Annotated in this window: 18 protein-coding genes; 9 read left to right on the top strand and 9 right to left on the bottom strand. The window is 64.2% G+C overall.

The window, feature by feature from the left end; all coding sequences use genetic code 11:
• Positions 1 to 3 precede the first annotated feature (3 nt).
• From EJ066_RS01015 to EJ066_RS01005, 3 genes are read right to left on the bottom strand one after another with little or no spacing between them, the layout of a single operon-like run.
• The gene (locus EJ066_RS01015; protein WP_126034406.1) at positions 4 to 2,826 is read right to left on the bottom strand and encodes a DUF4159 domain-containing protein; all 2,823 of its coding nucleotides are present in this window, start codon (positions 2,824 to 2,826) and stop codon (positions 4 to 6) included.
• Positions 2,823 to 3,737, bottom strand: coding sequence for a DUF58 domain-containing protein (locus EJ066_RS01010; protein ID WP_126034405.1), 915 nt, complete (start codon positions 3,735 to 3,737; stop codon positions 2,823 to 2,825). The genes EJ066_RS01015 and EJ066_RS01010 overlap by 4 nt, the downstream gene beginning before the upstream one ends.
• Positions 3,737 to 4,741 carry a MoxR family ATPase gene (locus EJ066_RS01005; protein ID WP_126034404.1) on the bottom strand — a complete coding sequence of 335 codons (1,005 nt, stop codon included), beginning with the start codon at positions 4,739 to 4,741 and terminating at the stop codon, positions 3,737 to 3,739. The genes EJ066_RS01010 and EJ066_RS01005 overlap by 1 nt, the downstream gene beginning before the upstream one ends.
• A 146-nt stretch (positions 4,742 to 4,887) precedes the next feature.
• Here EJ066_RS01005 and EJ066_RS01000 point away from each other — a divergent pair, with 146 nt between their 5' ends.
• From EJ066_RS01000 to EJ066_RS00990, 3 genes are read left to right on the top strand one after another with little or no spacing between them, the layout of a single operon-like run.
• Positions 4,888 to 5,517: a DUF1285 domain-containing protein gene (locus EJ066_RS01000; protein WP_126043705.1), complete on the top strand. Its 630-nt coding sequence runs from the start codon at positions 4,888 to 4,890 to the stop codon at positions 5,515 to 5,517.
• Entirely contained in the window at positions 5,517 to 6,149 is a 633-nt protein-coding gene (locus tag EJ066_RS00995) for a CoA pyrophosphatase (protein WP_126034403.1), read from the top strand. The genes EJ066_RS01000 and EJ066_RS00995 overlap by 1 nt, the downstream gene beginning before the upstream one ends.
• A complete protein-coding gene (locus EJ066_RS00990) occupies positions 6,146 to 7,414 on the top strand; it encodes a CCA tRNA nucleotidyltransferase (protein ID WP_126034402.1) in 1,269 nt (422 codons plus the stop codon). The genes EJ066_RS00995 and EJ066_RS00990 overlap by 4 nt, the downstream gene beginning before the upstream one ends.
• Positions 7,415 to 7,419: 5 nt before the next feature.
• On the opposite strand, the gene EJ066_RS00985 is transcribed toward EJ066_RS00990, so the two are convergent.
• From EJ066_RS00985 to hemF, 3 genes are all read right to left on the bottom strand, one after another.
• Positions 7,420 to 7,605 carry a DUF1059 domain-containing protein gene (locus EJ066_RS00985; protein WP_126034401.1) on the bottom strand — a complete coding sequence of 62 codons (186 nt, stop codon included), beginning with the start codon at positions 7,603 to 7,605 and terminating at the stop codon, positions 7,420 to 7,422.
• 254 nt (positions 7,606 to 7,859) lie between these two features.
• Positions 7,860 to 8,120 carry a DUF1344 domain-containing protein gene (locus tag EJ066_RS00980; protein ID WP_126034400.1) on the bottom strand — a complete coding sequence of 87 codons (261 nt, stop codon included), beginning with the start codon at positions 8,118 to 8,120 and terminating at the stop codon, positions 7,860 to 7,862.
• A 248-nt stretch (positions 8,121 to 8,368) separates the two neighbouring features.
• Positions 8,369 to 9,277 (bottom strand): oxygen-dependent coproporphyrinogen oxidase, encoded by a 909-nt coding sequence (hemF, locus tag EJ066_RS00975; RefSeq protein ID WP_126034399.1) that lies wholly within the window; start codon positions 9,275 to 9,277, stop codon positions 8,369 to 8,371.
• A 107-nt stretch (positions 9,278 to 9,384) separates the two neighbouring features.
• Between hemF and EJ066_RS00970 the strand changes: the two genes are divergently transcribed.
• Complete coding sequence (locus tag EJ066_RS00970; RefSeq protein WP_126034398.1) at positions 9,385 to 9,642, top strand: hypothetical protein; 258 nt, start codon at positions 9,385 to 9,387, stop codon at positions 9,640 to 9,642.
• On the opposite strand, the gene soxR is transcribed toward EJ066_RS00970, so the two are convergent.
• Positions 9,639 to 10,085, bottom strand: a complete 447-nt coding sequence (soxR, locus tag EJ066_RS00965; protein WP_126034397.1) for a redox-sensitive transcriptional activator SoxR — start codon at positions 10,083 to 10,085, stop codon at positions 9,639 to 9,641. The genes EJ066_RS00970 and soxR overlap by 4 nt on opposite strands.
• A 218-nt stretch (positions 10,086 to 10,303) precedes the next feature.
• A complete protein-coding gene (locus EJ066_RS00960) occupies positions 10,304 to 10,762 on the bottom strand; it encodes a tRNA (cytidine(34)-2'-O)-methyltransferase (protein WP_126034396.1) in 459 nt (152 codons plus the stop codon).
• Between the two features lie 438 nt (positions 10,763 to 11,200).
• Between EJ066_RS00960 and EJ066_RS00955 the strand changes: the two genes are divergently transcribed.
• Genes EJ066_RS00955 through EJ066_RS00940 form a run of 4 tightly spaced genes read left to right on the top strand, consistent with a single transcriptional unit; the run spans position 11,201 to position 15,772 of the window.
• The gene (locus EJ066_RS00955; RefSeq protein WP_126034395.1) at positions 11,201 to 11,626 is read left to right on the top strand and encodes a hypothetical protein; all 426 of its coding nucleotides are present in this window, start codon (positions 11,201 to 11,203) and stop codon (positions 11,624 to 11,626) included.
• Between the two features lie 29 nt (positions 11,627 to 11,655).
• On the top strand, positions 11,656 to 13,530 hold the full coding sequence (locus EJ066_RS00950; protein WP_126043704.1) for an ABC transporter ATP-binding protein: 1,875 nt from the start codon (positions 11,656 to 11,658) through the stop codon (positions 13,528 to 13,530).
• Positions 13,531 to 13,540: 10 nt separating this feature from the next.
• Positions 13,541 to 15,424, top strand: a complete 1,884-nt coding sequence (locus EJ066_RS00945; RefSeq protein WP_126034394.1) for an ABC transporter ATP-binding protein — start codon at positions 13,541 to 13,543, stop codon at positions 15,422 to 15,424.
• Between the two features lie 33 nt (positions 15,425 to 15,457).
• Positions 15,458 to 15,772, top strand: coding sequence for a DUF6665 family protein (locus tag EJ066_RS00940; RefSeq protein ID WP_126034393.1), 315 nt, complete (start codon positions 15,458 to 15,460; stop codon positions 15,770 to 15,772).
• Positions 15,773 to 15,975: 203 nt separating this feature from the next.
• Here EJ066_RS00940 and EJ066_RS00935 read toward each other — a convergent pair whose 3' ends face one another.
• A complete protein-coding gene (locus tag EJ066_RS00935) occupies positions 15,976 to 16,659 on the bottom strand; it encodes a DUF1326 domain-containing protein (RefSeq protein ID WP_245455055.1) in 684 nt (227 codons plus the stop codon).
• A gap of 177 nt (positions 16,660 to 16,836) precedes the next feature.
• Between EJ066_RS00935 and EJ066_RS00930 the strand changes: the two genes are divergently transcribed.
• A complete protein-coding gene (locus EJ066_RS00930) occupies positions 16,837 to 17,538 on the top strand; it encodes a helix-turn-helix domain-containing protein (RefSeq protein ID WP_126034392.1) in 702 nt (233 codons plus the stop codon).
• The last annotated feature ends 190 nt before the right edge of the window (positions 17,539 to 17,728 follow it).

The raw sequence follows: 17,728 nt of genomic DNA, 5'->3' as shown, positions 1-17,728 counted from the left end.
GGCTTACTGCCCCAGCCGTTCGAGCAGCACCGGCACGTGCACCTGATCGGATTTGTAGTTGCCGGTCAGCATGTACATCATGATGTTGACGCCGGCGCGCAGCGCATAAATGCGCTGCATCGGGTCCGACGGCACGGTCGGCAAAAGCGGGTCGCCATTTTCGTCGACCGCCCAGGCGCCGGCGAAATCATTGGCGGTGATCATGATCGGCGAGACGCCGTCGCCGGTGCGCACCGGGCGGTTCTCGACGTTGCTGGCTTCGAGCGACGCCGCGACCCAGAGCGGGCCGCCGGCGAAGCGTCCGGGAAACTCAGGCAGGATGTAGAAGGACTTGGTCAGCACGTGGTCCGATGGCACCGGTTCCAGCGGCGGCACGTTGAGATTGCCGAGGATGTCGCGCAGCCGCTCCGTCGCCGGGCTGGCCGAATCCGCGCCGATGCCGGTGGCGAACTGGTCGCGCGTGTCGAACAGCACCGTGCCGCCCTGCTGCATATAAGCGTCGACGCGGGCGATCGCAGCCTGGCTCGGCATCGGTGCGGCAGGGTCGATCGGCCAATAGATCAGGGGATAGAAGGACAACTGGTCCTTCGAGATATCGACGCTGGCCGGCGCCCCCGGCTCGAGCGCGGTCTTCTCGATCAGGAAGCGGGTCAGGCCCTCCAGCCCGGCCTGGCTGATCGAATCGACGCTTCGTTCGCCGGTCTGCACATAGGCGATCCGGGTCTTCGAAATGTCCTCGATCGCCCGCTCATCGCCGGGTTTGGCATCGTCGGCGCGGGCGATATCGGCGTGGCCGACCAGGGCGCCGAGCGCAAGCAACAGGGCGGCGGTGGTTGCGGCAGCGCGGGCGCGTCGGGGCCGGCGCGAGAACAGGCCGCCCATCCAGAACACGGCCAGCGTGTCGAGCACCATCAGCACAAGGGCTGCCGCCACCAGCGGACCCTTCAAATTGCGCGATTCGTCGAAAGCGTACTGGACGGTGGTGACCGGCACGGTGATCCGAGGACGGACCAGCGGTGCGAAGCTGCTTTCGGCATCGAGCAGATTGTGGGCAAAGACGCCGGTCTCGGATCCGTACAGGCCGGGCGGGTTCTCGAACGTCACCGGCAGCGGGCCGGCACCCGGCACCAGCGGCCGTGCATCCGGCGTTGGCGGCACCAGCGTGCCGTCGGCTGATATCATGCGGTAGGGCGCCAGCGAAGTGGCGGCGGCTTCGGCGTTGGCGACCGCGGCACCCTGATTGCGCGACAGTTGCACGATGCGGCGCAGCATCTCGACGAAGCTGCCGGAGATCGGCAGGTTCGACCAGGTTGCCTCCGGCGTGACATGGAACAGGACGAGCGTGCCCTTGCCCTTCTTCATCCCGGTCACCAGCGGCGTGCCGTCGGCAAGCGTGGCCCAGGTGCGCTCGACGATGTCAGGCGTCGGCTCGGCCAGCACCTGCCTGGTGACGGTGACCTCGGCGGGCGGAGCCAGGTCGGCGAACGGGCCTGTCTTCGGAAAATCGGTGACCGGCTGCGGCATCGTCCACGACAACGCGCCGCCGAGCGAGCGCTCGCCGGTGCGCAGCCTTACCGGCAGCAGGTCGTCGTCATTGCCGGCGGCGACCAGCCGCGAGCCGGCGAACCGCACCAGCGTGCCGCCATTGTCGAGCCAGTCGACCAGCCTTTGCCGCACTTGCTCAGGAATGGTGCCGATATCGGCCATGACGATCATCGCCGGCTTTTGATCGAGGAGTTGCGGGATGGCGTCGGCAAGGTCGGCGCTCGACGGTTCGGCCAGATCGGCGAAGGGCTGCAGCGCGCGGCGGATGTAGTACAGCGGCGACAGAAGCGGCTGCGCCTGGTCGGCCTCGGCCTGCGACAGCAGCCCGACGCGGCGGCGCTTGGAACTCTCGTCGAGCACGCGCACGGCGCCGGCCTGCCGCTCACCGTCGAGCGCGATCGAGGCGAAGTCGTTGCGCAGTTCGAACGGCACCGCCATCGTGCCGGTAGCGGTGGATTCTCCGGGTGAGAAGGTCAGCGTGGCGTCGGCGATGCGGCGGCCCTTGTCGTCGAAGGCGCCAGCGGTCACCTGAGCCGGCGCCGGATCGCCCGGCGCGCGGATGGCGGTCAGTTCAAAGCCGTCCACCTGGTTGTCGGCGCTGGTCAGGCCGATCAAGGCAGGCCGGTCGGAAACGGCCCAGACCACACGCGCGGCGTTCTTCGACAGAAGCGTGTTGAAGGCGGCCTCGTCGCCTTCCGCCGCCAGACCGTCGGCGAGCACGGCGACGCTGGCGCCCGGCAAGCTCTCCAGTGTTGCCGCGACGCGGGCGTAGACGGCAGGGCGGTCGGTCGGGATCGGCCGCGGCTTTGCCGCGCGCAGCCGGTCGAGCGCGGTTGCGGCGTCGAAGGGGCCGATCTCGGCGTTCGGCTTTTCGGCGGTGAAAGCGATGATGACGGGCACGTCGTTGGAGCTGGCGTCGGCGATCAGTCGTTCGGCGGTGGCGACGCGCTGGCCCCAGTCGGCGGCACTCGCCCAGTCATTGTCGATGACCATCGCAAGGGCGGCGCCTTCGGCCGGCAGTCTTTCACGCGGGTTGAAGACAGGTTCGGCCAGCGCCGCAACGATAAGGGCCGCCATCAGCAGCCTGAGCAGCGTCAGCCACCACGGGCTCTGCTGCGGTGTCTCCTCGCGCTTCAGCACGCGGGCCAGGATCTTCAGCGGCGGGAAGATCTCGGTCTGCGGCTTGGGCGGGGTGAAGCGTAAAAGCCACCAGATCACCGGCAGGGCCAGAAGGCCCCACAGCACCATCGGCGCCCCGAAGGAGAGCGGCAGCCAGCTCATGCGCTGATCCTCCCGGCTGAGCTGCCATTGAGGGTCATCGCCATATGGACACGCACCAGCGCCTCGGAGGCGAGGCGGTCGGTGTGGTTGACGGTGAAGCTCCAGCCGAGCCGCTTGCACCAGCCGGCCAGTTCCTGGCGGCGGGCGGTGTAAAGCAGGCGGTATTCATCGCCCAGCGTTTCGGCGCGGCCGGCGGTCAGCTTGTCGCCGGTCTCGGGATCGGTGAATTCGGTGCGGCCGGCATAGGGAAATCTCTCTTCGGCCGGGTCGGCGACCTCGATCAGATGGGCACGCACGCCGTGGCGGGCGAGCACGTCGAGCCAGGCAATGGTGTCCTCGACCGGATCGAGGAAATCGCTGACGATGACGATGTCGCAGAAGCGGCGGATGCCGGACAAATCGGGCTTTGCCGGCAGCTCGCCGGCATGGGCGAGCTGCGCCGCGATACGCTCGGCGCCGTTGCGGGCCGTGAACGGATCGGTCAATCCGGGCCAGGCGATGCGCTCGCCGCTGCGCGACAGAAGCTCGGCCATGGCCAGCGCCAGCACCAGCGCGCGGGATTCCTTGGAGACGGCGGCCCCGGCCGATTTGTAGAGCATGGAAGGCGAGGGGTCGGCCCACAGCCACACCGTATGGGCGGCCTCCCATTCGCGGTCGCGCACATAGATGTGGTCGTCACGGGCCGAGCGGCGCCAGTCAATACGCGAGGAATCGCCTTCGACATAGGGCCGGAACTGCCAGAAATTCTCGCCGATGCCGCGCTTGCGACGGCCGTGCCAGCCGGCGATCACCGTATTGACGATGCGGCGCGCCTCGACCAGCAGGTCCGGCACCAGCGACGCCCGCAACCGCCCGCGTGCGAGCGCGTCACGCGTCGCTGCCGGTGCCTGGGCCTCGCCTATACGCGCCATCAGATGCCTTTTGCCAGTTTCGCTACCACGTCGCGCACGGTCGTGCCCTCGGCACGGGCGGCGAAGGTCAGCGCCATGCGGTGCTGCAGCACTGGCTCGGCCAGCGCCCTGACATCGTCGACCGACGGCGCCAGCCGTCCATCGTAGAGCGCGCGGGCGCGGGCGCATAGCGTCAGCGCCTGGCTGGCGCGCGGGCCCGGACCCCAGGCGACGTGCTTGTCGGTCTCGGCATTGCCCTGGCCGGGGCGTGCAGAGCGCACCAACTGGAGGATCGCGTCAACGACGCTTTCGGGCACCGGCATGCGGCGGATGAGGGTCTGGATCTCCTGCAGCCGCGCCGGCTGCAGCACGTTCTGCGCCTTGGCGTCCTCGATGCCGGTGGTTTCCAGAAGGATGCGGCGCTCCGCCTCGATTTCCGGATAGAGGATGTCGACCTGCATCAGGAAGCGGTCGAGCTGCGCCTCGGGCAGCGGATAGGTGCCTTCCTGCTCCAGCGGGTTCTGCGTCGCCAGCACGTGGAAGGGCGCCGGCAGATCGTGACGGACGCCGGCGATGGTGACGTGGTATTCCTGCATCGACTGCAGCAGCGCCGACTGGGTGCGCGGCGAGGCGCGGTTGATCTCGTCGGCCATCAGCAGCTGCGCGAAGATCGGCCCAGAGATGAAGCGGAAGGAACGTTTGCCGAATTCGTCCTGCTCCATCACCTCGGAGCCGAGAATGTCGGACGGCATCAGGTCGGGCGTGAACTGGATGCGGCCGGAATCGAGACCAAGCACGATGCCCAGCGTCTCGACCAGCTTGGTCTTGGCGAGGCCGGGCACGCCGACCAGCAGCGCATGGCCGCCGGCCAGCAGCGCCACCAGCGTGCGTTCGACGACGCTTTCCTGGCCGAAGATGACGCGGCCGACACCCTCGCGGACCCTGGAAATGTCGGCCAGCGCCGTCTCGGCTTGGGCGATCATGTCATTTTCGCTGATCGGGCTTTCCTTGATCATCACGCTCATGCAGCATCGATCCTTCTCGTTGGAAATACCAGCTTGCACCTTCGGCGCCGCAGAGTGCCGCGATTCGGCCTGGCATGGCGCCTGTCCTTGAACTTAAATCACAGACTTAGGCTGACAAGCGGAACAACAGTGACTATTTCGTGACCATGACAGAACGCGCCAACCATCGTGAAGAGAGCCTGACGGCCGCCACCGAGGCGCACGGGCTGGAAGCGATGATCTCGCGTGCCGCCCGCGCGGACAAGGGGCCGGCACCGGTGGAGCGCTGGAATCCGGCCTTTTGCGGCGATCTCGACATGGAGATCAGACAGGACGGCACCTGGTTCTACCTGGGCACGCCGATCGGCCGCATGCCGCTGGTGCAGCTTTTTTCCTCCGTGCTGCGCAAGGACGAAGACGGCAAGACCTATCTGGTGACACCGGTGGAAAGGGTCGGCATCCGCGTCGTCGATGCGCCCTTCATCGCCGTCGAAATGGACGTTTCCGGCACCGGCGATGGCCAGGTCATCACCTTCCGCACCAATGTCGGCGACGTGGTCGAGACCGGGCCGGACCATCCGCTGCGCTTCGTCGACGAGGACGCCACCGGTGGCTTGAAACCCTATGTGCTGGTGCGCGGGCGGCTGGAAGCGCTGGTGGCGCGGCCGGTCATGTACGAACTGGTCGAGCATGGCGAGGAGATCGAGGTCGGCGGCAGAAGGATGTTTGCCGTCCGCTCCAAGGGGGCGGTTTACCCGATCATGCCGGCGGAAAAACTGCAGCGGCTGAGTGCGTGATGGACCAGGTGACTCCGACGCCGTTTTCCACCGATGATTTTCGCGCACGCGTCGCGGCGCAACCGCTGGCGCATGCCGCCGACGATTACGGCGACCACCGCTTCAATCCCGGCCATCCGCGTCTGAAGTCCGCCAAGGCACTGCGCGATGCCGCCGTGCTGATCCCGGTGGTCGATCACGGACGCGACGCCACGGTTCTGCTCACCAAGCGGGCGGAAAAGCTGCGCAACCATTCAGGGCAGGTGGCCTTTCCCGGCGGCACGATCGATGCGACCGATCCGAGCCCGGAGGCGGCGGCATTGCGCGAGACATTCGAGGAGATCGGTCTTGGCCAGGACCGGATCGAGATCATCGGCCGCATGCCCGATTATGCCTCCGGCAGCGGCTACCGCATCGCCCCGGTGCTGGCGATAGTGCGGCCGGGGTTTTCGCTGGCGCTGAATTCCGATGAGGTCGACGCCGCGTTCGAAGTGCCGCTGCGCTTCCTGATGGACCCGGCCAACCACGGCCGCGACAGCCGCATGTGGAACGATCTGGAATGGGTCTTCTACGAGATGCCCTATGGCGGCCAGCGTATCTGGGGCGTCACCGCCGGCATCATCCGGACGCTCTATGAAAGGCTCTACACGTGAGCGGCCGGGTGTCGCTCGCGGGCAAGGCCGACTGGCTCGGCGAACAGCACCTGCAGCGCCTGCTGGCGGCGCTGGCGGATGGCGGCGAGGAGGCGCGTGTTGCCGGCGGCGCGGTGCGCAACGCGCTCATCGGCCAACCTGTCGCCGACATCGATATCGCCACCACTTGCCTGCCCGATGAAACCATCCGCCGTGCCGAGGCGGCGGGCTTCAAGGCCGTGCCGACCGGCATCGAGCACGGCACGATCACGATTGTCGCCGGCGGGAAGCCCTATGAAACCACCACTTTACGCGCCGACGTCGAGACCGACGGACGGCGGGCCAAGGTGTCGTTCGGGCGCGACTGGAAGGCCGACGCGGAACGCCGCGATTTCACCATCAACGCACTCTATGCCGAGGCCGACGGCACGATCGTCGACCTGGTTGGCGGCATCGCCGATATCGAGGCGCGGCGGCTGCGCTTCATCGGCGATCCGGAGGCGCGCATCCGCGAGGATTATCTGCGCATCCTGCGCTTTTTCCGCTTCTTCGCCTGGTATGGCGACGGCCGGCCCGATGCCGAAGGGCTGAAGGCTTGCGCCCGGCTGAAGGATGGGCTCAGCCAACTCTCCGCCGAGCGCGTCTGGTCCGAGCTCAAGAAGCTGCTGTCGGCCCGCGACCCGTCGCGCGCCTTGCTGTGGATGCGCCAGGCCGGCGTGCTCACCAGCGTTCTGCCGGAGAGCGAGAAATGGGGCATCGATGCGATCCATGCGCTGACCAGGGCCGAGAAGGATCTGGGCTGGACGCCGGAACCGCTGCTCAGGCTCGAAGCAATCGTGCCGCCGGACGCCGCGCGGATGAAGATGCTCGCCGAGCGGCTGAAATTCTCCGTCAGCGAAGCCGGCCGTCTCAGGCAGTGGGCGCTGACCGCGCCTGTCGAGGCGAAGACCACCGAGGTGGAATTCGGAAAACGGCTCTATCGTGGCGATCATCAGGGCCTTGCCGATCGCTTGCGGCTGTCGCTGGCTTCCGCCCGAGCCCGCGCCGTCGAGGACAATGACGCGCTGCTTGAAGCCGGCGGCTTCTCGCGCCTGCTGGCCTTCGCCGGAACATGGAAAAAGCCCGACTTTCCGCTCAAGGGCGCGGATCTGACGACGCTTGGCGCGTCGCCCGGGCCGAAACTCGGCGCAATCCTGAAAAACCTTGAAAACGAGTGGGTCGAATCCGGCTTTGCGGTCGATCGCGGCGCGCTTCTCAAGCGCGCCGCGCAGGCACTCGAAACTTAGGCAAATCAGGCCGCGTCGCGGGCCTTTTCGATGCGCGAACGGATGGCTTCGATCATCGTCTCGCGGATAATTGTCTCGCCATGGGTCTCGCGCATGTGCTCGACCGCACGACGCATGACTTCGGCTTCCTCGTCGGCGCGCGTATGCCAGTCACAACCCGGGACGAGTGAGCCGCAGTGAAATTCCTTCATCGGATTCTCCCTTTTTCCTCCTTGGAGCGCCGCGCGCTTGCTTGAACGCGGAAGCTCCAGCACCTTTGATCAACGCATGATCCTGTCGGAAACCGGTTCGGTTTTCAGGTCATGCACGGGGGAAGCAAGCATAACACGGTTGAATGGGCTTTGGTTGCGGCAAAGACCGAAAAAGGCGGAGCATCGCTGCTCCGCCTTTATGCTACATAGAGCAAGACCGGACGTAGTCTCGTCTCACTCCAGGGGGCAGGCCATCACTTCACGATCCTGACTGCCTCGGCAATTTTGTGCTTGCCGCTCATGTCCCACGAAACGCGGACCTTTTCGCCGGCCTTCAGGCCAGGATTCTTGAAGGCCTTGGGCAGCGTAAAGGTCGATCCGTCGTCCAGAACAAGGCTCATGGCCGTTCCATCATAGGTCTTGACCGTGCCTGTGGTGTGCTTGACCGCTGCGAAGGCAGCGCCACCAGAGGCAAGAACGGCAACAGCCGCAACCGTCATAACAAGCTTGCGCATGGCATGCTCTCCTGAAAAATGAGGGCACCGTTTGGGAAGGTGCCCCACTCGATCATGGGCCGTCCGGTCGCGTCGGGTCGCGGTTCCAGAGGAGGCGAGAACCGCCGGCGTTTCCCGGCCCGGAAACGACAATTAGTCCTGTTTTTTCAAACGGATATTAGACGAAAAAGATATTCGGTGCGCCACATTCGCCGCCAAAATCCAGCGATTTGGACCTGATTGCGGTTCACGCCCAACTCACCGAGATTTTACGGCCATTTTACCTCCGGCGGCAGGCTGGACAGGATCGAGGCGACGTTGCCGCCGGTCTTCAGTCCGAAGATGGTGCCGCGATCGTGAAGCAAGTTGAATTCGACGTAGCGGCCACGGCGAATGAGCTGCTCTTCGCGGTCGCCGTCGGTCCAGTTATCGTTGAAATTGGCCCGCACGAGATGGCCATAGACGACGAGAAAAGCGCGCCCGACATCCTGGACGAAGTTGAAATCGGCGTCCCAGCCGCCTCTGTCCTCGTCCGAATGCAGCCAGTCGAAGAAGATGCCGCCGGTGCCGCGCGGTTCGTTGCGGTGCGGCAGGTAGAAATACTCGTCGCACCAGGCCTTGAATTTCGCGTGGTCGGCGACGCCAGCGTGCTTCTCGCAGGCGAATTGCATGGCGCGGTGGAAGGCAACCGTGTCCGGGTCGTCCTGGCTGCGGCGATGGTCGAGCACCGGCGTCAGGTCGGCGCCGCCGCCGAACCACTGGCGCGAGGTGACGACCATGCGTGTGTTCATGTGCACCGCCGGCACATTGGGGTTCCACGGGTGCGCAATCAGCGAAATGCCGCTCGCCCAGAAGCGCGGGTCTTCCTCGGCGCCCGGCATCTGCTTCCTGAACTCCGGCGAGAACTCGCCATAGACGGTGGAGGTGTGGACGCCGACCTTCTCGAAGACGCGGCCACGCATCATCGACATGATGCCGCCGCGGCCGTCGTCGCGCTCCCACGGCGTCTTTTCGAAGCGGCCGGGCGACCACGAGGCCTGCGGCCCCTGCAGCTCCTGCTCGATCTGCTCGAAAGCGGTGCAGATGCGCTCGCGCAACGTCTCGAACCACAGCCGCGCCTTCATCTTCTTCTGTTCGATGTCGGCCGGCAGCCCCGCCGCTATTTCGGGTCGTTGCAAATGCTGTCTCCGGTTGTGGGGCGCGTGCCCCGACAAATGACTCGTCTTTTCCGGCCGCGATCCCTAATCTCTTGGGTGCAAGGGTCAAGTGTGAATGGAGTTCTTTCGTGCGCACTCCGGCAAGACCGCCGCTGGATGGCCTGAAGAAGAGGCTCGACCGTTCGCGCGCCGAGCGCGAGCGCATGCCGCGGGACGGGTTCCTGCGCGAGACCTTCGTCCTGCCGCGCTCCGATGCGCGCCTCAAGGCGCAGGAGTGGTTCGAACGCTTTCCCAAGCAGGCCTACTGGACCGAGATCGAAAGCTGGTTCGAGCGGCCGGGGGACGTCATCGAATTCACGATCAGGCGGCTGCCGGCAGCGGATTAACGAGCGACCAACAGCCGCCTTGCTCCCGGGCCTTGGGCGCTCAATCGGTCTTCTTTGTTCCGCAGCGGGCACTTGTCGATCGACATGCAGCCGCAGCCGATGCAGTCGGTCAGGCCGTCGCGCAGCTTCTTCAACTGAGCAATCTTCTGATCGAGCTGATCACGCCAGGCCGTGGAAAGCAGGTTCCAATCCTCGCGCGTTGGCGTGCGGCCTTCAGGCAGCGATTCAAGCGCGGCGCCGATCTCGGCCAGCGAGATGCCGACCTCCTGCGCTATCCTGATGATCGCCACACGCCTCAGCACGTCGCGGCCGTAGCGCCGCTGGTTGCCCGACGTGCGGTGGCTGCGGATCAGGCCGCGCGTCTCGTAGAAATGCAGCGCCGATACCGCCACGCCGCTTCGCGTGGCGACCTGGCCGACCGTCAATTCCTTCACCGCAACCATTCGAATTTTCCGCTTGACCTCAAGTTAAGTTGAGCTTGTAACGAAGAAACCCAGGACATGCAAACCAGACATGCAAACCGCAGGAGAAGGCGATGTGCGCCTGGGTGAGAATGACAAGAGAGGGCGCGGTCATTGGCCAGGAAGCAGCCGGGGGCCAGGAAGCAGCCGGGGGCCAGGAAGCAGCCGTGATCGCTGCGCCCGCCGACGGTCTGCAAATCCTATCTGAGCTGCCGGATCGCCTCGCCGGCCACCATGGCGACGGCAAGCGCGACGTTGATGCTGCGCGCGCCGGGCTGCATCGGGATGATCAGTCGCGCATCCGCCACCTCGTGGACAGGATCCGGCACGCCTGCGGATTCGCGGCCGAACAGAAGAATGTCGGCATCGGCGAAGGCGAAATCCGTGTAGGCGGTCGCGGCTCTGGTCGACAGCAGCACCAGCCGCCGCGCTTCGCCTCTGCGCCAGTTCTCGAAGGCGTGCCAGTCGACATGTCGGGAAAGCCGCGCCATTTCGAGATAATCCATGCCGGCCCGTTTCAGCGCCCGGTCGGAGAGCGGGAAGCCGGCCGGTTCGATAATGTCGACGCCGAGACCGAGACAGGCGGCGAAGCGCAGGATTGTCCCGGTGTTGCCGGCGATATCCGGCTGGTAGAGCGCGATGCGGAGACGATCGTTCATTTCCGCGTCTTTCTAATAAGTGGCAGACTAATAAGTGGCAGATCGGCCACAGCGCGTTCATGGTTTTGGAAATTTCTGGACTGGCGGGTGGTCATTTTGTGCGAAGTCGGTTATACGCCGGGCATTGTCAACCCGAACCGATGGAGGGGTAATTCATGATGATCATGCACATCCAGCGCCCTTCTTGTGGGCTTACCAGCCTGCCGGCGGTTTCGGTACGACGATTCTCCTGACCCTTTAGACTTCGATCGCACCGATTCTTCGCCGAAATCTCTTTTCGGCCTTCGGAGGAATCCTGCGATGTTTTTCAAGCTGTCGAAGGGGCTAAACGCCCCACCTGAACACGCCTCTGGTCAATCTTTGCCTTTCGCTGGCCATTCGCCCGCGAACAGGCCGGATTCACCCTTTTTTCCGTATTTTCACATGGAGGACGGACCGATGTTCGATCCCTGCAAGATTCCCGGCTCAAGAAGCCTGCACGAGCGCAGGATGGCGACCTGGGCGCTTTTGATCGGCGAAACCTATTCGTCGGCGGTTCACGCCGAGATCCGCCGGCGTCCGCATCGCGGCATGCTGCCGGACGTCGATTTCTCACGCGCGGTTCCCGACCGCAGCCGGCCGTCGCTGGTGCGCCGGCTCATCAGGCTGATCCGCCCTGGCGCAAAAACAGGCGCGAAACTCCGGGTTGTCGACACAGCACCGTCAGGATCGTCCAACGAGCCTGTCGGCGAAAAGCCCGCGACGTCCTATATGGCGCGAAGCAGGATCGGCGGCCCGGGTTCACCCGGGACGCCGATCCTTGATGCCAAGCGCTCCCAGGACGACACGCGCTCCAAGGACGCTATCCGCTCCCGTGCCGCGTGAGCGAAAACAAGCATATGAGTGCCAAGACAATGTTCCGCTGGTTTGAAAAGAAGCTCGATCCGTTCCCCGCCGAGGAGCCGGTCGAGCCGCCGAAGACGCTGATCGCCTTCTGCGTGCACTATACGCGCGGCGCCTGGCCCTACATCGGTCTCGATGCGGTGCTGGTGACGGCTATCGCCCTTGCCGAGGTGTGGATGTTCGGCTTTCTCGGCCGGATCGTCGACTGGCTGTCGGCGCAGAACCGCGAGACGTTCCTTGAGACCGAGGGATGGAAGCTCGCCGGCATGGCTTTCGTCGTGGTGTTCGCGCTGCCGGCGACGGTCTGGTTCCATTCGCTTCTCAGCCAGCAGACGCTGATGGGCAATTATCCGATGCGTATCCGCTGGCAGGTGCATCGCTACCTGCTGAAGCAGTCGATGACCTTCTATCAGGACGAGTTCGCCGGGCGCATCGCGACCAAGCTGATGCAGACGGCGCTCGCCGTGCGCGAATGCGTCATCAAGCTCATCGACGTGCTCAACTATGTCGTCGTCTATTTCCTCGGCATGCTGGTCATCGTCGGCTCGGCCGACTGGCGGCTGGCGGCGCCGCTTGCCGTCTGGCTTGCGGGCTACATCGGGCTGTTGCGCTACTTCATCCCGCGGCTGGGCAAGGTCGGCGAGGAGCAGGCCAACGCGCGCTCGACCATGACCGGCCGCGTCGTCGACAGCTATTCCAACATCCAGACGGTCAAGCTGTTCTCGCACGCGCGCCGCGAGGCGTCCTTCGCCAGGGAAGGCATGGCCGGCTTTCTCGAGACGGTCTATCGGTCGATGCGGCTGGTGACGCAGCTCTACGGCCTGCTCTACGTCCTGAACTCGCTGCTGTTGTTTTCGGTCACCGCGATCTCGCTGTGGCTGTGGCTCGGCCAGGCGGTGACGATCGGCGCCGTCGCCGTGGTCATCGGCCTCGTGCTTCGGCTGTGGGGCATGTCGCAATGGATCATGTGGGAGATGTCGGGCCTGTTCGAGAACATCGGCACGGTGCAGGACGGCATCGGTTCGATCTCGCTGCCGCGCCTGGTCGAAGACCGGCCCGGGGCCAAGGACATTGCCGTGACCAAGGGCGAAATCCGCTTCGAGGACATCCGCTTCCACTACGGCAAAAAGAAGGGCGTGATCGAGAGCCTGTCGCTGACGGTGAAGCCGGGCGAGAAGGTCGGCATCGTCGGCCGCTCGGGTGCCGGCAAGTCGACGCTGGTCAACCTTCTGTTGCGCTTCTACGACCTTGAAAACGGCAGGATCCTGATCGACGGCCAGGAAATCGCCTCGGTGACGCAGGATTCGCTGCGCGCCCAGATCGCCATGGTGACGCAGGACACCTCGCTGCTGCACCGTTCGGTGCGCGAGAACATCCTCTATGGCCGGCCGGACGCCAGCAACGAGATGCTGGTCGAGGCAGCACGCCGCGCCGAGGCGCTTGATTTCATATCAGGGCTTTCGGACGCTAAAGGCCGCACTGGTTTCGATGCGCATGTCGGCGATCGCGGCGTCAAATTGTCCGGCGGCCAGCGGCAACGCATCGCCATTGCCCGCGTTATGCTGAAGGATGCGCCGATCCTCATTCTCGACGAGGCGACGTCTGCGCTCGATTCCGAGGCCGAGGCGGCCATCCAGGAGAACCTCTACAAGCTCATGCAAGGCAAGACCGTCATCGCCATCGCGCACCGGCTGTCGACCATCGCGGCGATGGACAGGCTCGTCGTCATGGACAAGGGCCGCATCATCGAGGAAGGTTCGCACGAGGAACTCGTCGCCAGCGGCGGGCTCTATGCGCAGCTTTGGCAGCGCCAGTCGGGCGGCTTCCTGCTCGACGACGGTGCGACCGCCAACGATGCCATGGTTAGGGGTCAAGCAGCAGAATGATGGCCACCGAATGATGATTGCCGTCTATCGCTGGTTCGAGAACTGGGTCTATCCGTTCAGGGAGCCCGCGAGTCTTCGGCCACCGGTCAGCGTCAGGGGGTTTCTCTGGCATTATGTCGGCCAAGCGAAGGTCGCCTTCTTCGCCATGCTGGTCATCGGCGGCATCGCGCCGCTGGTCGAGGCCGGGCTGTTCTACTTCGTCGGCAGGCTGGTCGATATTCTCGACCAGCTCCCCGAGGAGCGCAGCTGGGACGCGCTGTGGGCTGCCGCCGGCCCCGAACTTGTCTTCATGGCTGCCGTGGTGCTGGTCATCCGCACCACCGTCGTCGGCCTGGCGGCGCTGGTCGACGAGCAGACGATCACGCCCGGCTTCTACAATCTGGTGCGCTGGCAGGCGCACCGCCATGTCTCGCGCCAGTCCTACGCCTTTTTCCAGAACGATTTCGCCGGCCGCATCGCCACCAAGGTCTGGCAGGCGGGACAGGCGACCGGCGATTTGATGGAGAGCTTCATCGAGGTCGTCTGGTTCATGGTCGTCTATACGGTGACGACGCTGGTGCTGGTCGCCGGCCTCGACTTGCGGCTGGCGGTGCTGGTGGTGATCTGGATTACCGCCTTCGGCTGGCTGGCAAAACGCTACGTGCCGGCGATCCGCAAGCATGCCGAGGAGACCGCCGAGGCCGGTTCGATGATCACCGGCCGCATCGTCGATTCCTATTCGAACGTGCAAACGCTGAAGCTGTTCTCCGCCGACGGCGACGACCGCTACATCAGGAGCGGTTTCGATATCTATCTCGACGCGCTGCGCCCGTTCACCCGCCGGCTGACCGGCGTGCGCATGGCGCTGACGACGCTTTCGGGGATCATGATCACCGCGATTGCCGGTTTTGCCGTCTATCTCTGGGTGGAAGGCACGATCACCGTCGGTGCCGTCGCCTTCACGCTGTCCCTGGTGTTGCGGCTCAACATGCTGCTCGGACGGCTGATGATGCAGCTCAACGGCATCCTGCGCAATCTCGGCGTGCTGGAAAACTCCAAGGCGCTGATCTCGCAATCGCTCGGCCTGACCGATGCGCCTGACGCCAGGGAGCTTGTCGTGACCGGCGGCCGGATCGACGTGAAGAAGGTCGAGTTCCACTACGGCAAGGGGTTCGGGGTGCTCAACGGCATCGACCTCGTCGTGTGGCCGGGCGAGAAGGTCGGGCTGGTCGGACCGTCCGGCGCCGGCAAGACGACGCTGGCCAATCTGATCCTGCGCCTCTACGACCTTGAAGGCGGCAAGATCACCATCGACGGCCAGGACGTCTCGGAGGTGACGCAGAATTCGCTGCGAGCCAATATCGGCGTCGTCAGCCAGGATACAGCACTTTTCCACCGCTCGCTTCGTGACAACATCAAGCTCGGCATGCCCGACGCAACCGAGGCGCAAGTGATCGCGGCGGCGAAGAAGGCGGAGGCGCACGACTTCATCCTCGATCTGCGCGACAATCGCGATCGCACCGGCTACGAGGCCTTTGTCGGCGAGCGCGGCGTAAAGCTGTCTGGCGGCCAGCGCCAGCGCGTGGCGATCGCCCGCGTCTTCCTCAAGGACGCGCCGATCCTGATACTCGACGAGGCGACCTCGGCGCTCGATTCCGATATCGAGGCGGCCATCCAGGAGAATCTGACGAGGCTGATGGAAAACAAGACGGTCATCGCCATCGCGCACCGGCTGTCGACCATCGCGGCACTCGATCGCCTGGTGGTGCTCGACGGCGGCCGCATCGTCGAACAAGGCACGCATGACGAACTGGTCGCGCTCGATGGTCTCTACGCGCGGTTATGGAAACGGCAGTCCGGCGGTTTCCTGTTCCACGAGGAAAGCGTGCTGGAAGAGACGCGGCCGGCGCAGTAGGGCCAGGGATTTCGGCAAGAACCGGAGTGAATGATGTCGGTGCGAATGCCATCGAATTTCGGACGGTCCGGCGCGCAGGAGTCAGCACTCGACCTGCTCGGCCATGAAATCCTCGGCGAAAAGGCGGCAGCACTTGGCCGCGCCGGCCGGCGCGTGGAAGAAACGCTGGCGAGGTTGCGTGAGAATGGCGACGATGGCGAACATCGTGCCCGGCAGCTCAGGGACGCGGCCGAGGCTGTCCACGGCTATTTCATCCAGCGCGAATTATGCGGCTTGCGCAAGCATGAGGCGGTGATCCGGGAGTACAACATCCCCAAGGCCGTGCTGGCGAGGCTCGGTGCGAAATAGCACGAGATGTAAGCTTTCAATCGGTTGTCCATCCGGTCTCGGGCGAGGAAGCTGAGGTTGCGAGACTTCAGTGGTTTCCCTAGGGATCGGATGAACATGCACAAGAACGCCCGTCTGTCGCCTCGGTCTCAATCGGATCGTTTCGTTGGAGCCGGCCGAACCGGTGCTCATGATGCACTGCCGCCATTCACCAAAACCCGGACTTATGCACCAAGCCACGCTGTGAGCCTTGATCTTTCGCGCACCAGGCCATCCTGATTGAAGTGGTGAATGCAAAAGTGCGCCCAAGTACCTTCGAACGCCATCTCCATATCGCCAGTGACCGATGTGCTGCCTAGTCCGAGTTCCGCGTAGGTAAACTCGAAGCTGCCGCTCGGACGGGCAATCGCAATATGAAACGGTTCACCATTGAACTCGTTAATCTTCGGGCTCGCCGTGCTCTTCAATATGCCTGGTATTTCGACCCTGGCGGTGCGCCCTTCCAGGTCGGCCACCACCTCGATCGGCAAGAACAAAGTCTCGCAAAACTCGGAACAGGTCGACGCGAAAACAGAGAAGAAATTGCTCAACGGCTTGCAGGCCCTGCCTGAGATTATTGTTTCCAAGGCGCTCCGCTGTGCTTCGTCCGCTCGTTCATCTATGACGATCTGACGTTTGCCGCCTCCGTCTTTGATCTCTCCAGGCCATTTGTACAGCCCCGCCCAGTTCAATCCTGCAAGCGGCGTCTCGTTGAAATGGCCTTCGGCAATGTGGCCGATGAAGGTCGACTGACAATAGCCGTGGGTGCTCGGCAGATTGAACTGGCAACCGCAATTGATCTCGCAATTGCAGTTATCATAGGTTTCGCTCTTCAATACCCATTGGTCCGCCATTGTTTTGTGAGCCATGTGTTCCTCCCTAGCTCAGATTTTTAGAGCGCCGATGTTGGCGCAACCATCACGAAGATGGCACAAGGGAGGAAGCGAGCTCCAGTTCAGGAATTGAAGTGACCCGGTATAGAATCTGAACTAGCCAGGAGCTGCGATCTGCCGTAGCGTCAGGTGAACCTAGGGAGGAGGTTCACCATGACACAAGCCAGCTATGGACAGTTTTGTCCGGTGGCCATGGCTGCCGAAGTGCTGTGCACGCGCTGGACGGTGGTGCTCCTGCGCGAGTTGGTGGCCGGCTCGACCCGCTTCAACGATCTGCGCCGCGGCGTGCCGCTCATGTCGCCGGCGCTTCTAGTCAAGCGGCTGCGTGATCTCGAGGAGGCCGGCATCGTCCATCGTGTTGCTTCGCGGACCGAGCCGGGAATTCTGGAGTATCAACTAACGCCTGCCGGACGGGACTTAAAGCCGGTGGTCGAGGCGATCGGCATATGGGGCCAGCGCTGGTTCAAGGCCGATGTCTCGTTGCAACATCTCGATCCGTCGCTGTTGATGTGGGATATGCACCGCAATCTCGATCCCTCACCGTTGCCGCCGCGGCGCTGTGTGGTTCGTTTCCTGTACCCCGAACTGCCGGCCGCCCGCCGGCAGTGGTGGCTTCTCATCGAGCCCGGTGCTGAGGTGGATCTCTGCTGGGTCGACCCCGGCTTCGATGTCGACCTTTACGTCACCGCCGACCTGCGCACCATGACCGCGATCTGGATGGGGCTGACGACTGTCCGCAAGGCGATGAGCGAGGGAAAGCTCCTGCTCACCGGCGATCGTGAGGTCGCCGGTCACATGCAGACCTGGCTCGGCCTGAGCCCCTTCGCGGCGGAAAAGAAGCTGGTTTCTGCGTAGCGTATGCAGCTTCATCGCTGTGGCGGCCGTGTCAGGGGATGGCCTTTGGCAACCTGCTCAAGAAAGTCGAGACCGCTTGCATCAGTCGCATTGATGGGGATTGATGGGGAATGACTGTTTCGAGCGGCCAGATCGACTCACAAACGTCTGAACTAGGTCATTGGTGCCGGTTCTTTTGAAGGTTGGAAGA

Origin of the sequence: Mesorhizobium sp. M9A.F.Ca.ET.002.03.1.2 (genome assembly GCF_003952365.1) — a bacterium.
In the GTDB taxonomy this organism is placed as follows: Bacteria; Pseudomonadota; Alphaproteobacteria; order Rhizobiales; family Rhizobiaceae; genus Mesorhizobium.
Note: the sequence above shows the minus strand (reverse complement) of the source record. Positions and strands in the feature narration are given on the sequence as shown.

Coding starts and splice junctions, on each gene's coding strand:
- EJ066_RS01000 (WP_126043705.1), top strand. CDS start 4,888: ATGACAGAACGCGCCAACCATCGTGAAGAGAGCCTGACGGCCGCCACC.
- EJ066_RS00930 (WP_126034392.1), top strand. CDS start 16,837: ATGACACAAGCCAGCTATGGACAGTTTTGTCCGGTGGCCATGGCTGCC.
- EJ066_RS00950 (WP_126043704.1), top strand. CDS start 11,656: ATGTTCCGCTGGTTTGAAAAGAAGCTCGATCCGTTCCCCGCCGAGGAG.
- EJ066_RS00940 (WP_126034393.1), top strand. CDS start 15,458: ATGTCGGTGCGAATGCCATCGAATTTCGGACGGTCCGGCGCGCAGGAG.
- EJ066_RS00960 (WP_126034396.1), bottom strand. CDS start 10,762: ATGAACGATCGTCTCCGCATCGCGCTCTACCAGCCGGATATCGCCGGC.
- soxR (WP_126034397.1), bottom strand. CDS start 10,085: ATGGTTGCGGTGAAGGAATTGACGGTCGGCCAGGTCGCCACGCGAAGC.
- EJ066_RS00935 (WP_245455055.1), bottom strand. CDS start 16,659: ATGGCTCACAAAACAATGGCGGACCAATGGGTATTGAAGAGCGAAACC.
- EJ066_RS00980 (WP_126034400.1), bottom strand. CDS start 8,120: ATGCGCAAGCTTGTTATGACGGTTGCGGCTGTTGCCGTTCTTGCCTCT.
- EJ066_RS01015 (WP_126034406.1), bottom strand. CDS start 2,826: ATGAGCTGGCTGCCGCTCTCCTTCGGGGCGCCGATGGTGCTGTGGGGC.
- EJ066_RS00945 (WP_126034394.1), top strand. CDS start 13,541: ATGATGATTGCCGTCTATCGCTGGTTCGAGAACTGGGTCTATCCGTTC.
- EJ066_RS00985 (WP_126034401.1), bottom strand. CDS start 7,605: ATGAAGGAATTTCACTGCGGCTCACTCGTCCCGGGTTGTGACTGGCAT.
- EJ066_RS01010 (WP_126034405.1), bottom strand. CDS start 3,737: ATGGCGCGTATAGGCGAGGCCCAGGCACCGGCAGCGACGCGTGACGCG.
- EJ066_RS00995 (WP_126034403.1), top strand. CDS start 5,517: ATGGACCAGGTGACTCCGACGCCGTTTTCCACCGATGATTTTCGCGCA.
- EJ066_RS01005 (WP_126034404.1), bottom strand. CDS start 4,741: ATGAGCGTGATGATCAAGGAAAGCCCGATCAGCGAAAATGACATGATC.
- EJ066_RS00955 (WP_126034395.1), top strand. CDS start 11,201: ATGTTCGATCCCTGCAAGATTCCCGGCTCAAGAAGCCTGCACGAGCGC.